Source organism: Neobacillus terrae, from assembly GCF_011393025.1.
In the GTDB taxonomy this organism is placed as follows: Bacteria; Bacillota; Bacilli; order Bacillales; family Cytobacillaceae; genus Neobacillus_A; species Neobacillus_A terrae.
This window is the reverse complement of record NZ_JAAOEO010000002.1, coordinates 17,730-31,756: the sequence shown is the minus strand read 5'-3', so window position 1 is coordinate 31,756 and position 14,027 is coordinate 17,730. Positions and strand designations below refer to the sequence as shown.

Annotated in this window: 13 protein-coding genes and 1 riboswitch; of the genes, 1 reads left to right on the top strand and 12 read right to left on the bottom strand. The window is 41.8% G+C overall.

The features are described 5' to 3' along the window. Window positions 1-18: 18 nt before the first annotated feature. The 12 genes from purH to G8761_RS02570 all read right to left on the bottom strand — a co-directional run bounded on the left by purH (window position 19) and on the right by G8761_RS02570 (window position 12,785). Window positions 19-1,554: a bifunctional phosphoribosylaminoimidazolecarboxamide formyltransferase/IMP cyclohydrolase gene (gene purH / locus G8761_RS02625; protein WP_166024175.1), complete on the bottom strand. Its 1,536-nt coding sequence runs from the start codon at window positions 1,552-1,554 to the stop codon at window positions 19-21. A gap of 12 nt (window positions 1,555-1,566) precedes the next feature. Continuing rightward, window positions 1,567-2,136: a phosphoribosylglycinamide formyltransferase gene (purN, locus tag G8761_RS02620; RefSeq protein WP_166023388.1), complete on the bottom strand. Its 570-nt coding sequence runs from the start codon at window positions 2,134-2,136 to the stop codon at window positions 1,567-1,569. Continuing rightward, complete coding sequence (gene purM, locus G8761_RS02615) at window positions 2,133-3,167, bottom strand: phosphoribosylformylglycinamidine cyclo-ligase (protein WP_166023386.1); 1,035 nt, start codon at window positions 3,165-3,167, stop codon at window positions 2,133-2,135. The genes purN and purM overlap by 4 nt, the downstream gene beginning before the upstream one ends. Window positions 3,168-3,191: 24 nt before the next feature. After that, complete coding sequence (gene purF / locus G8761_RS02610; RefSeq protein ID WP_166023384.1) at window positions 3,192-4,607, bottom strand: amidophosphoribosyltransferase; 1,416 nt, start codon at window positions 4,605-4,607, stop codon at window positions 3,192-3,194. Continuing rightward, window positions 4,592-6,811, bottom strand: coding sequence for a phosphoribosylformylglycinamidine synthase subunit PurL (gene purL, locus G8761_RS02605; RefSeq protein ID WP_166023382.1), 2,220 nt, complete (start codon window positions 6,809-6,811; stop codon window positions 4,592-4,594). The genes purF and purL overlap by 16 nt, the downstream gene beginning before the upstream one ends. After that, a complete protein-coding gene (gene purQ, locus G8761_RS02600; RefSeq protein WP_166023380.1) occupies window positions 6,795-7,481 on the bottom strand; it encodes a phosphoribosylformylglycinamidine synthase subunit PurQ in 687 nt (228 codons plus the stop codon). The genes purL and purQ overlap by 17 nt, the downstream gene beginning before the upstream one ends. Continuing rightward, the gene (gene purS / locus G8761_RS02595) at window positions 7,478-7,732 is read right to left on the bottom strand and encodes a phosphoribosylformylglycinamidine synthase subunit PurS (RefSeq protein ID WP_166023377.1); all 255 of its coding nucleotides are present in this window, start codon (window positions 7,730-7,732) and stop codon (window positions 7,478-7,480) included. Before purS ends, purQ begins: the two co-directional genes overlap by 4 nt. Next, a complete protein-coding gene (purC, locus tag G8761_RS02590; protein WP_166023375.1) occupies window positions 7,725-8,444 on the bottom strand; it encodes a phosphoribosylaminoimidazolesuccinocarboxamide synthase in 720 nt (239 codons plus the stop codon). Before purC ends, purS begins: the two co-directional genes overlap by 8 nt. Beyond that, window positions 8,441-9,598: a 5-(carboxyamino)imidazole ribonucleotide synthase gene (gene purK / locus G8761_RS02585; RefSeq protein WP_166023373.1), complete on the bottom strand. Its 1,158-nt coding sequence runs from the start codon at window positions 9,596-9,598 to the stop codon at window positions 8,441-8,443. Before purK ends, purC begins: the two co-directional genes overlap by 4 nt. Next, the gene (purE, locus tag G8761_RS02580) at window positions 9,591-10,055 is read right to left on the bottom strand and encodes a 5-(carboxyamino)imidazole ribonucleotide mutase (protein WP_166024173.1); all 465 of its coding nucleotides are present in this window, start codon (window positions 10,053-10,055) and stop codon (window positions 9,591-9,593) included. The genes purK and purE overlap by 8 nt, the downstream gene beginning before the upstream one ends. A gap of 232 nt (window positions 10,056-10,287) precedes the next feature. Then, a riboswitch (purine riboswitch) is annotated at window positions 10,288-10,389 on the bottom strand. Window positions 10,390-10,525: 136 nt separating this feature from the next. Beyond that, complete coding sequence (locus G8761_RS02575) at window positions 10,526-11,203, bottom strand: response regulator (RefSeq protein ID WP_166023371.1); 678 nt, start codon at window positions 11,201-11,203, stop codon at window positions 10,526-10,528. Then, the gene (locus tag G8761_RS02570) at window positions 11,196-12,785 is read right to left on the bottom strand and encodes an ATP-binding protein (protein WP_166024171.1); all 1,590 of its coding nucleotides are present in this window, start codon (window positions 12,783-12,785) and stop codon (window positions 11,196-11,198) included. Before G8761_RS02570 ends, G8761_RS02575 begins: the two co-directional genes overlap by 8 nt. A 191-nt stretch (window positions 12,786-12,976) precedes the next feature. Between G8761_RS02570 and G8761_RS02565 the strand changes: the two genes are divergently transcribed. Then, window positions 12,977-14,020, top strand: coding sequence for a DctP family TRAP transporter solute-binding subunit (locus G8761_RS02565; protein WP_166023369.1), 1,044 nt, complete (start codon window positions 12,977-12,979; stop codon window positions 14,018-14,020). Window positions 14,021-14,027: the final 7 nt, after the last annotated feature.

The window sequence follows — 14,027 nt, the reverse complement described above, 5'->3', positions numbered from 1 at the left end:
GGCACCTCCATGGCTATTTTAATGTCTAAAGTGTCGAATTCCGGTTAATACCATTGCAATACCATATTCGTCGGCTTTTTTGATGGAATCTTCGTCGCGGATAGATCCGCCAGGCTGAATAATAGCTGTAATCCCGGCTTTTGCTGCAGCTTCTACTGTGTCATCCATTGGGAAAAATGCATCGGATGCTATAACTGCTCCATTTGCTTTTTTACCTGCTTGTTCGAGGGCGATTTTTGCCGCACCGACACGGTTCATTTGGCCAGCGCCGATTCCGTAAGTCATATCTTCTCCATTAACTACGATTGCATTAGACTTAACATGCTTCACCATTTTCCAGCCAAACTCTAAAGCCTTCCACTCAGCTTCAGTCGGTTCTCTTTTTGTCGCTACCTTGATTTCGGCATCCTTTATAGAGAATTCATCGTTATCCTGTACTAGGAGGCCCCCTTCGATAGATGTTAAGCGAATCTCTTTCTTCGGTTCACCCTCAAAAGGAATAGCCAGCAGGCGGACATTCTTTTTTCCTTTTAAGATTTCGAGAGCTTCCTCCGAGAATCCGGGTGCAATAATAATTTCAAGGAATATTTCGTGCAGTTTTGAAGCAGTTTCACGATCTACCTCACGATTTAATGCCACAATACCTCCAAAAATGGAAACAGGATCTGCTGCAAAAGCTTTAGTAAAGGCATCATAAATCGTTTCTCCCGTTCCCGCACCGCAAGGATTCATGTGCTTTACAGCCACAGCTGCAGGTTCAGAGAATTCCTTAATAATTTTAAGGGCCGTATCAGCATCATTAATATTATTGTAAGACAGTTCTTTTCCATGAAGCTGTTCCGCATTAGCAATCGAAAAAGATGAGCCTAGCGGCTTTTGGTAGAAGGATGCTTTCTGGTGCGGATTCTCGCCATATCGCAGCCCCTGCTTCAATTCATACGTAACTGTTAATTTTTCTGGTGCTTCTTCAGAAGTTAATCCTGTCATATATTCAGCAATCAGAGCATCGTAAGCGGCAGTATGTCTGAAAACCTTCGCTGCTAATCTCTGTTTCGTTGCAGGCTGCACCTCTCCGTACTCATTCAGTTCACCTAATATTGAAGGGTAGTCTGCGGGATCTACTGTAACAGCTACATATTTATGGTTTTTAGCTGAAGCTCTTAGCATGGCAGGCCCGCCAATATCAATTTGTTCGATTGCCTGTTCAAAGGTTGTACCTGGCACCTCAATCGTCTTTTTGAAAGGATAAAGATTTACACAAACAATCTGTATAGGAACAATTCCATGCTCGTTTAACTGCTCCTTATGGGATGGATCATCCGCCTTTGCTAGAAGCCCCCCGTGAATCATCGGATGAAGGGTTTTTACCCTCCCTTCCAAAATCTCCGGAAATCCAGTTATTTCGCTTACACTTTTAACGGAAATGCCATTCTCCTGAAGGGTTTTTTTAGTTCCGCCGGTAGAAAGTATTTCAAATCCCAGTTTTTCCAGACCAGCCGCAAATTCAATGATTCCTTCCTTATCCGATACGCTTATTAATGCACGTTTCTTCATCATGACACTCCTCTATATACTAGTTAGTAGTTTTTGTAAGGTTACAGGATAAAGCTGATGTTCAAGGCTATGTATTTTTTCCTGTAAGCTTTCCCGGGTTTCATTATACCCAATTTCTATTGTTTGCTGGGCGATAACGGGCCCGGTGTCCATTCCTTCATCAACAAAATGAATGGTAACACCGCTTCTCGATGCACCTGCTTCAAGCGCCTGGCCGATAGCATCTTTCCCAGGAAAAGCCGGGAGCAAAGAGGGGTGGATATTGATAATTCTCTCCGGATATTCAGATAAAAGAGTTGGTCCTATTAATCTCATATATCCAGCCAGAATAAGAAAATCAATCTCCCGCTCTCTTAGCTGCTTTAGAATTTCCCTTTCAAATTCTTCCTTATTGCTATAGTTTTTTGATAAAAAAACAAATTGATCAATTCCCAGCTTTTGGGCTCGATTTATGACCTGAGCGCCTGGCCGGTCACATACAAGCAGTTTTAACTCAGCCTGCAGTTTACCGGAAACGACTGCATCGGCAATTGCCTGGAAGTTGCTGCCGCTCCCTGACGCAAAGACTGCTATCTTTTTCATAGCATGTCACCAATATCTATGCCCTTGCCCGATTTAACTATTCCAATCTTATATGCTGCCTCGCCATGCTGCTCAAAATGAGCTATTAGATTCGGAACATCTTCAGGAGCTGCTGCTATTACCATGCCAATTCCCATATTAAAAATATTGTACATTTCCGACCTCTTCAGTTGGCCTCTTTGTTCCAGGAGATGAAAGATTGGTTGAATTGGCCATTGGCCTTCATAAATTTCCGCTCCAAGACCATCCGGAAGCATGCGGGGGATATTTTCTATAAATCCGCCGCCGGTTATATGGGCCATTCCCTTAATTTTGAACTTTTCTAAAGATGTTAAAATTGGCTTTACGTAAATTTTGGTAGGTGTTAGCAATTCCACTGCAAGAGTGCAGCCAAGTTCTTCAACCATACTGTTAAGACCAATTTGAGCGTCCTCAAGGAGAATTTTCCTCACAAGGGAGAATCCATTGCTGTGAAGCCCGCTCGATGAAAGGCCGATAAGTACGTCTCCTTCGTTAATATCAGTTCCAGTTATAATTTTTGATTTTTCACAGGCGCCTACAGCAAAGCCTGCAAGATCGTATTCCTCTGTAGCATACATTCCCGGCATTTCTGCCGTTTCTCCTCCAACGAGAGCACATCCTGCCTGTACACAGCCTTCTGAAACTCCTTTAATAATCATTTCTATCTTTTCTGGAAGTGCTTTTCCGCATGCGATATAGTCTAGAAAATATAAGGGTTCGGCACCCTGAACCACAATATCATTCACACACATCGCAACCGCATCAATCCCAATGGTATCATGTCTGTCTGCCATAAATGCGAGCATCAGTTTAGTCCCTACGCCATCAGTACCCGATACCAAAACTGGCTCCTTTAAATGAAGTGCAGAAAGGTCAAACATTCCTCCAAACCCCCCAAGGCCACCCATTAATCCCGGGCGCCAGGTTGTTTTAACATGTTTTCTCATTCTTGAAACCGCCTCATAGCCTGCTTCAATATCTACCCCAGCCTGTTTATATGCGTTTGCCATTTTGTGACCTCCTGGACCCCTTTATTAACACTTTTGAATTGGAACTTCCATTGTTTCTGGATAGATTTCTGTTGGATAGTTGCCTGTAAAACAAGCAAGGCACTGTCCGCATGAACTGCCCTCGCCTTGATGCCCGATTGCTTCAAGCATTCCTTCTACACTTAAAAAGGTTAAAGAGTCTGCTCCAATGATTTCCCGTAGTTCCTCAACTGAATGTCTTGAGGCGATTAGCTCTTCCTTTGTGGAGGTGTCAATTCCATAAAAACAAGGATTTTTAATAGGCGGTGAACTGATAACAACATGTACCTCCAATGCTCCTGCCTCTTTTAGCATAGAGACAATACGCCTGCTTGTAGTACCGCGGACAATGGAATCATCTACCATGATGACTCTTTTGCCCTCGACCACTCCCCTTACAGGAGAAAGCTTCATTTTTACCCCTTGCTCTCTCAGTGACTGAGATGGCTGAATAAAGGTTCGGCCTACATAACGGTTCTTAATAAGCCCCAATTCGTAAGGAATTCCGGTTGCTTCCGCATAGCCAATTGCGACTGAAATACTTGAATCCGGAACCCCGGTCACGACATCTGCTTCGATTGACACTTCTTCAGCCAGCCGTTTTCCAAGATTCTTTCTGGCTGTATGGACATTTATCCCATGAATATTGCTGTCCGGCCTGGAAAAATAAATATATTCCATCGTACAAATTGCTCTTGTAGTGTTCATGGAGAAGAACTCTGATTTAATCCCTTCATCAGAAATAATCAACAGCTCACCAGGAATCACATCCCGAACAAACTCTGCACCAACAATATCAAAGGCGCAGGTTTCTGATGCAACTACATATGCATCACCTAATTTACCCAAAGATAACGGACGCAGACCGTTTGGATCGAGTGCCACAAGCATTTCTTTCTCCGTCATAATAAGAAATGCATAAGCACCCTTTAACATTGTAAGGGCGTTTTTAACCCTATCCTTTATTTCGTAAAATCCGCTTCTTTTAATTAAATGTGCGAGAACCTCTGTGTCTGAACTAGTCTGAAAAATACTTCCCTGTGCTTCAAGCTGATGTTTTAAGGAATTAGCATTTACAAGGTTCCCGTTATGGGCAAGGGCAAGGCTTCCACTTTGAGAGCGGAATAGCAGCGGCTGGACATTTTCATAGCCGCTTCCGCCTGCCGTGGCATAACGCACGTGCCCTATACAAGCTTTTCCGGTTAATCCCTGAAGTGCCTCTTGGGTAAAAACCTCTGTCACAAGCCCCTCATCTTTATAGCCTTTCAGCTGCTCTCCATCGGAAACAGCCATGCCTGTTCCTTCCTGCCCCCTGTGCTGCAGGCTGTGAAGTCCATAATACGTAATTTGCGCAGCATCAGGATGTCCCCAGATACCGAATATGCCGCATTCCTCATTTAAACCCTTTATTTCAGCAAGCATGGGATAGCCCCTTTCCAGATTGTTTCAAGGTCTTTAACGTCCGCTTTAATCAGTTCCTGGTCTCCCGAGAAGACTGCAAGAGCTGCAGAGTCGTTTACTTCACCAATCAGTACGCAATCCTCAATCATTGCCTCTATTTTAGATTGGTGTTCTTTTTTGACAGATAAAAGGTATCGTGATTGAGTTTCACTGAAAAGATTAGTGACAGGATCCCCTTCAATCTGGACCTTCACTCCAAGCCCCTTTGTTCCCATTAGGCATTCAGCCAGTGCAATAGACAAGCCGCCCTCTGAAAGATCATGTGCCGAGGAAATAAGCCCTGAGCGGATCGCTGCTAGAATTTCTGACTGTCTTTGCTGTTCTTTTTCCAAATTTATAGCTGGCGACTTTCCATAAATCCTGCCGGTAGTAAGCTTTTGCAGCTCGCTTCCTCCAAATTCAGCTGCAGTTTCACCTATTAAATAAATAAGGTCCCCTGCATTTTTAAAGCTTTGAGTTGTTATATGGTTAATGTCCTCCACAAGGCCGACCATTCCAATAACGGGTGTTGGATAAACCGCTGTTCCATTTGTTTCATTATAAAGAGATACATTCCCTCCAATGACCGGAGTAGCAAGGGTACGGCATGCCTCACTAATTCCATCCGCGGCTTTTTCAATCTGCCAGAAAATTTCAGGCTTTTCTGGATTACCGAAGTTCAGGCAGTCAGTAATCGCAAGCGGCTCTGCACCTGAGCAGACGATATTCCTTGCTGCTTCTGCAACGGCTATTTTCCCTCCCATTTCAGGGTCAAGATATAAATAACGGGAGTTACAATCCGTTGTCATAGCCAATGCCTTTCTTGTGCCGCGGATGCGTACAACGGCTGCATCAGAACCAGGGGATACAACGGTACTGGTCCGGACCATATAATCATATTGGCTGTAAACCCACTCTTTGCTTGCAATGGTTGGCTGTGCCAATAGCTTCAGAAATGTATCCTTATAATTTTCAACAGAAGGAATCGCTTCTCCGATACTTTGGAAATCACGGAAATACTTTGGTTCTGAGGAAGGCTTATGATATACAGGAGCTTCTTCAGCAAGTGCATCCGCTGGTACATCAGCTACTACCTCACCGTGATGAAGGAGTCTGAGCATTTTATCCTCTGTTACCTGCCCAACCCTGACAGCTTCCAATCCATATTTTAAAAAGATATCGCTAATTTCCTTCCCTCTTCCTGCTTCCACCACCAAAAGCATGCGTTCCTGGGATTCTGACAGCATCATTTCATATGGAGTCATACCAGTTTCACGCTGCGGAATAAGGTCCAGATTCATTTCTATTCCCATGCCTGCTTTGCTGGCCATTTCGGCTGAGGAGCTGGTTAGCCCTGCTGCTCCCATGTCCTGAATTCCGACTAAAGCGTCTGACTTAACTGCCTCAAGACAAGCTTCCAAAAGGAGCTTTTCCATAAATGGATCGCCAACCTGTACGGCTGGTCTTTTCTCTTCCGATTTCTCAGTCAGTTCTTCTGAAGCAAAAGTGGCACCATGGATTCCATCTCTGCCGGTTTTGGCCCCAACATACATAACGGTATTTCCCGCGCCATGTGCCTGGCCTTTTTTAATGCTATCGTGGTCGATTAATCCAACACACATGGCATTTACCAAAGGATTCCCTTCGTAGGAAGCGTCGAATTGTATTTCTCCTCCAACAGTTGGGATACCGATGCAGTTACCATAACCAGCGATTCCGGCAACTATTTCTTTAAAAAGATATTTTACTCTTTCGTTATCAAGCTCCCCGAAACGCAGAGAGTTAAGAATGGCTATAGGTCTTGCACCCATGGAAAAGACATCTCGGATAATTCCTCCTACACCTGTTGCCGCCCCCTGATAGGGCTCAATTGCCGAAGGGTGATTATGGCTTTCAATTTTAAAAACAACTGCCTGACCGTCCCCGATATCAACGATTCCTGCACCCTCACCTGGCCCCTGGAGTACCCTCTCACCAGTTGTTGGAAATCTTTTTAAAACAGGTTTGGAATTTTTATAACTGCAGTGTTCTGACCACATTACTGAAAATAGTCCTGTCTCCGTAAAATTAGGCAATCTTCCTATGATTCTTTCAATCATCGAAAACTCCTGATCAGATAAACCCATATCACGATAAAGACGGTCTGCTTTAATCTGCTCCGGACTTGGCTCAAGCTTTAATAACATTTGCTTCCCTCCAGTTTTTGACGATTGATTTGAAGAGCTTTAAGCCATCTGCTCCTCCAAGCAAAGAATCTACTGCTCTCTCAGGATGTGGCATCATCCCCAGTACATTGCCTTTTCTATTCGTAATGCCAGCGATATTTTCAATGCTGCCATTGGGATTTACACCTTCATATGAAAAAACAATCTGCTTGTTATTTTTAAGTTCCTTTAAGGTGTCTGTGTCGCAAAAGTAATTGCCCTCACCATGAGCAATAGGAATTGTGATAATTTCTCCATTTTCATACCCCGTGGTAAATAACGTTTCATTGTTTTGTACTTTCAATTGGACATCCTGGCAAATAAACTTCATATTTTCATTGCGAAGCATAGCGCCAGGAAGAAGGCCTGTCTCGAGGAGGATTTGAAATCCATTGCAAACACCCAGAATAGGCTTTCCTGCATCAGCTGCCTTGATAATTTCCTTCATTACATTGCTAAAACGGGCAATGGAACCTGTTCGAAGATAGTCTCCGTAAGAAAAACCACCTGGAAGAAGGATGGCATCATAGCCATCAAGACTTTCACTGTCATGAAAAATATAATCTGCCTCTTCACCTAATTCATCCTTAATGGCATGAAACATATCAAGGTCGCAATTGGATCCTGGAAAAACTATCACAGCAAATTTCACAGGGCCACACACTCCTCAATTTCATAACGATAATTCTCAATTACAGGATTAGATAGAAGACGGCTGCAGATTTCATTAACTGTTTCCTCAACTTCTTTGCTGCCTTTTTCAATTTCAAGCTCCATATATTTACCGATTCGAACGCTTCCAACTTCTCCGTAATTCATGGAGTGAAGAGCATTTTTAACAGCTTCACCCTGTGGATCCAATACACTTTCCCTTAAAGTTACATAAACTTTTACTTTATACATGCTGCTTGCCCTCCACTTTCATCAAAATTTTTGTATATGCTTCTGTAAGGCTTCCTAAATCCCGGCGGAAAACATCCTTATCCAGCTTTTCATTGGTAGCTATATCCCAAAGCCTGCATGTATCAGGTGAAATTTCGTCTGCTAGAAGAATATTGCCGTTCTGGTCTATCCCAAATTCAAGTTTAAAATCAACAAGACGAATACCAAGTTCTTTAAAATACAGTGATAAAACCGAGTTTACTTCCAAAGCTTTATCCTTAAGTTCCTTTAATTCTTCAGGTGTGGCTAATTCCATTTCTCTGATATGGTCCTCTGTCAGTATTGGGTCACCAAGATCATCGTTTTTGTAATAAAACTCAACCATTGGCCTGGTGAAAGCTTTTCCCTCTGGAATTCCAAGCCGCTTTGAAAGGCTGCCGGCAGCCAGATTTCGAACTACTACCTCAAGAGGGATGATTTTCACCCGTTTTACCAGCTGTTCTGTTTCAGATAACTTGCTGATAAAGTGGGATTTAACACCTTTGTCGTTAAGCATTGAAAATAGCAAACTAGTAATCTGGTTATTCAGCATGCCCTTACCTGCAATACTCGCTTTTTTTTCACCATTGAAAGCAGTCGCTGAGTCTTTATATTCAACCCATACTATGCCTTCATCCTCGGTGGAATAGATTCTCTTTGCTTTTCCTTCGTATAAAAGCTCACCTTTGTTCATGCCAACTTCATCCCTTCTGCTTTTTTTTCATTCCAAATCAGACTTACTGCGGCGGACGCCTCTGCCTTTTCTAGAGATTCTTCTAAAATGGTGATATGACCCATTTTCCGATTTTCTCTAGGCTCTTTTTTTCCATATAAATGAATCTTCCAATCTGCCGGTGCAGGGATCGTTTCCAAAAGGGGTTCAAGATGCTGGCCTAATATGTTATACATAACTGCCGGTTTTAAAAGCTCTGTACTTCCCAATTCCCAGCTGCAAAGAGCACGGATATGCTGCTCAAACTGAGATGTTTCACAGGCCTCAATGGTATAGTGGCCAGAATTATGTGGGCGTGGAGCCATTTCATTTATATAAAGTTCACCATCTTTTCCAACAAACATTTCAACAGCCAGGGTCCCGACCAGCTCAAGATAATCAGCAAGCCTGCCAGCCATTCTTTTGGCTTTATGCTCTGTGTCATCCGAAATTAGAGCAGGCACAATGGTTTTATGCAGAATATTATTTTTGTGGACATTTTCAGCGGCAGGGAAGAATTTCATCTCTCCATCTATTTTTCTAGTAACGATTATTGATATTTCCTTTTCAAACTCAATCCATTTTTCAAGTACACATGATCCATGTGCCAGTAGTATTAATGCATTTTCTATATCATCTTCACGCCTGATAACATATTGGCCTTTTCCGTCGTAGCCTCCTTTTGCGGTTTTTAAAACCGCTGGAAAACCACCGATTCTATTTATTTTCTGTCCCAATTCCTCCTCTTCATCCACTCTTTCGAATGGAACAGGATAAAGGCCCGCCTCGAGGATTGCTTGTTTTTCGTTCAGCCTGTCCTGAGTAATTTTCAATACTCTTTCTCCCTGGGGAACATAGGCATTTTGACAAAGCCAATTAAGTGCTTCAGCATCTATATTTTCAAATTCATATGTAATAACGTCGCTAATTTCTGCCAGCGTGCGAATTGCCTCCATATCGTTATACCCGCCTGTAACTTCGATGTCAGCAACCTGGCCGCATGGTGAATTCTCCTCCGGATCAAGAACAGCTATTCGAAACCCCTGTGCTTTAGCAGCCAGTGCCATCATTCTGCCAAGCTGGCCACCGCCGATTATCCCAATTGTTTGTCCTGGTAGAATCACTTTATTAGACAAGCTCCTCACCGCTTTCCATTACTTTGCTTTTCATTTCTTCTCTGACTTCAGATATTCTGGCTGCCACATTTGAATCAAAAGCACCCAATATCTGAGCCGCCAAATACCCTGCATTTTCAGCTCCTGCTTTTCCAATGGCTGTTGTTGCTACCGGAATCCCGCCGGGCATTTGTACAATGGATAACAGAGAATCCAGACCGTTTAATGCTTTTGACTGAACCGGAACTCCGATTACCGGCAAGGTAGTGAGAGCAGCAACCATCCCCGGCAAATGTGCGGCACCACCGGCTCCGGCGATAATAACTTTAATGCCTTTTTCTCTCGCCTTTTCAGCATAGTCAAACATATAAGAAGGAGTTCTATGAGCTGAAATCACTTTTTTTTCATACTCAATATGAAGCTTTTCCAATATTAAGCATGTATTTTTCATAGTCTCCCAATCTGATTTGCTGCCCATAATGACTGAAACATCCGGCAAAACTTCCACTCTCCCTTTAATTATGGCTATGTTAAACGTCTCTGTGGATTTTCACTCACGATATATAATCAAAAAACCAACATTATCCGTAACACAGCTTTAAAATAAAAAAGCCCGAAATGGATTGTCTTCTCTATAAGAGAAAGCAACCATTCCGGGCAATAGAAAAAGTATGCAAATAAACAAGCCTATGCATACAGCTTATATGCAGAATAGAAAAACTCTCCCTCATAGTCCGGCTATTTACGGCAGCCGGGTAGAGACTCATGGGCCATATTCCCATTATTATACGAGGTACAAATTATTTGATTAATACTATCATAGCAATCTAAAACGGGTAATGTCAAACCAAATTACGAACATTCAAGATGTTTTTACTTAAAACGTTCGATTATGAATCATCTTTATTTCTTTTTAATATAATCCTCTGCAAAAGAATATGCAAGCCATTATCCTTTTATGATATATCTGTTAATGGGCCGGCCTATCCCTCCGTATGTCACATCAAGGATGACCTGCCCGCTGCCTTCTAAGTATTCCAGGTACCTTCTCGCTGTGACCCTGGCAATCCCAATTTCATCCGCTACCTCCTCAGCTGACAGGGGAGCTTTGGTATTTTTTAAATGAGCATAAATTTTTTTAAAAGTAACCTCATGCAGACCTTTTGGCAGCTGATTTGGGGCTGAATTCTCCTGCGGCAGTGTAAGGAGCAATGCATCTAATTCTTTTTGGGACACATTTTCAAGCCTGTTTATTTTTTCATTGTAGTTTCTGTAATTTTTAAGAGCCATTTTCAATCGATCAAACTTGAAGGGCTTCATGATATAATCAAAAGCCCCATTCTGAAGGAATGCCTTTACGGTTTCTATATCACTGGCAGCGGTAATCGCAATGACGTCCACTGAAATTTGTTCAGCCCTAAGGAGTGTCATTGTTTCGAGTCCATTTAGATTAGGCATATACACATCGATTAAAACTAAATCAGGTCTTTTGGACTTTATTAGCTCCATACCTTCTTTACCATTTGAAGCAATACCTGTGACCTGAAATCCCTCAACCATACTCACAAATTGCCGGTTAACCTCCTGAACCATTGGATCATCTTCAATCAAAACTACATCAATCATAAGTGCCTCCTATTTTCATGGGGAAGGTAATCGTGAAGGCTGTTCCCCGGTTAACGGTCGAGTCCACATGGACATCCCCTCTCCCCTTTTCGATAATCTGCTTAATAAGGAACAAGCCAATTCCATGGCCCTCTGCCCTTTTTGAAGAAAAGCCGTATTCAAAAATATGCGGAAGGTCCTGCTCTGAAATTCCACAGCCATTATCTTCAGCCAATATAGATAAAAATTCGTCGGTTTGTTGAATGCTCAGATAAATCTCGTTCTCCCCGCTGTCCATACTTTTAAAAGAATCAAAGGCATTTTCAATCAGATTGCCAAGAATCAATACAAGATCATGATGATCTAAAGTATCCGGAAGCTGCTGCAGAATGCTGCTTCGGTCAATTGACACTAGAATACCAAGCTCCTTCCCTCTCGAAATCTTACTTAAAAGGAGACCAGAAATACTGTCATTCTTTATATTTTTACTTAGAAATCTAGTTATTTCTCCATGTGTTTCCGAGACATCAAAAACATATTCGAGCGCCGTTTCATTTTTCCCCAGCTGAATAAGACCCGCAATCGTATGAAGCTTGTTCAGATATTCGTGAGTCTGAGCCCGAAGTGCACTGACAAACGCTTTTACTCCAGTAAGTTCTTCTGCAAGCTTTCTTACTTCAGTACTATCCTGGAAAACAGCAATTGCGCCAATTGTCTCTTCATTGACAATAATCGGGAAACGGTTGCTGATTATTGTCCTGTTATTAATATAAAGATCTTTATTATAAATACCCTTATTGTATTCAAGTATTTCCGGCAGATAAGTATCAGGCAAAATCTCTCTGATCGGCATGCTAATAACATTTCCTGTAATTCCTAAAATTTCATAGGCTTTGCGGTTAAAGAGAGTAATTTTTTCATTGCTGTCGATAGCAATAATACCTTCATGCATAGCGTTGAAGGTTTCCGTTCTTTCTGTTACTAGTCTGGCAATTTCATATGGCTCCAGATAAAACATTTGCTTCTTAATCTGTGCTGCCAGGAGCCAAGCCCCCCACCCTCCAAGAAACAGGCACATTCCACCTATTAAAAGCAGCTCTTTTTTTATTGATAGAAGGGTTTCCCAAACACTTGGAAGACGATACCCTGCGATAACAACTCCCGCCTGCTGATGGTCCTTATCCATGATGGGTACAAAAGCGCGAATTACCGTCCCTATTTCACCTCTCGCCTTAGAGGTATATGAGCTTTCCGCAAATGCCGGGCCTTCATCCTCTCCTTTTGAAATGGTGCCTCTCATCTGAGGAAGCGGATGTGTCAGCCTTTCATGATCCATATTTAAAATCACAATATACTCTGCTTTGTTATTCATTCTTATTTTTTCAACTATGTTATTTAGTGATGCCGACGGCTTCCCCGAATTAAACATATTGGGCAGAACTCCAGGAAGCTCCGACACATTCCTGGCTGTAATCATGGCCCTTTCCTTCAATTCGTTTTCATTTGACTGGATAAATTCATTTACTAGAAAAAGGCCCAGGAGAAGCAAAGTAACGAAAACAATAAAAAATGTTAAAATCGTAATCTTCCAGTGGATTGGCATTCTGCCAAGATTTATTTTCAATGCGCTCAACCGCCAGTATAAAAATCTTTTTTACTATATTGTAGCAATCCCAGCTGATTTCTTAAATCATTTAATAGAAAAAGTGATATTATGAATTTGAAAAAAGAAATCATCCTAGTGCAATTTTATACTTTTATAAAGATAGTAATTGAGAATTGGAGTTTTCTAGAATGAAATGGTATATTCTCTCATCATGCCTAATTTTATCTCTTCTTATAATATTTGTAATGAACAGTACGGAGGTTTTTTTTGACCGCAGTAAAATCCCGGCAGACGATGAGCAAAAAGGATTAAAAGATCAAGTAGTTATTCGTTTCAGCCATGTAGTTGCTGAAAATACCCCTAAAGGTCTTGCTGCTCAGAAATTTGCTGAGCTCGTCCAGAAAAAGACTCACGGAAAAGTTAGAGTAGAAGTTTATCCTAATGGGATTCTTTACTCTGACACTGATGAGCTTAAAGCTCTTCAGGATGGGAAAATTCAAATGATTGCTCCCTCTTATTCTAAACTGACAGATATTGTCCCGAGCCTCGAGGTGCTAGATCTGCCATTTATTTTCCGGGATGACCGGCATGTAAAAGCTATTTTCACCGGCCAGGTCGGCCGTCAGCTTCTAGGTATGGTGGACCAGCAGCAAATCAAGGGAATGGCTTTCTGGAGTAATGGATTTAAGCAAATGACTTCAAGCCAAACGCCTCTTATTCACCCTTCTGATTTTAAAGGTCAATCTTTCAGGGTAATGCCTGGCAAAGTGATTACAGAACAATTTAACCTACTGCACGCTAAACCTGTCGTTACTTCGTTTAACGAGGTTTATCAATCTCTGGAAAATCACAAGGTTGATGGACAGGAAAATTCTATATCTAATATCTACTCTAAAAGGATTTATAAGCTCCAGAAATATATGACTATCAGCAATCATGGATATCTAGGATATATCGTAATTATCAATCAAAAGTTTTGGAAAAGCCTCCCCCCTGAGATTCAAGACGAGATTCAGAATGCTATGGAGGAAACTACTGTTTGGATTTTACATGAATCTACGAAAATGAACACTATACAGCTTAAAGAAATTAAAGATAGTTCACCTATACAGATTCATTCTTTAAGCAATGATGAAAAAAAGGAATGGATGAAGGTTTTCCATCCTCTCTATCGTGATTTTAACGATGAGAAAAGCAATGACTTAATAAAAAAAATACAGAATACTAAATAGCACAAAG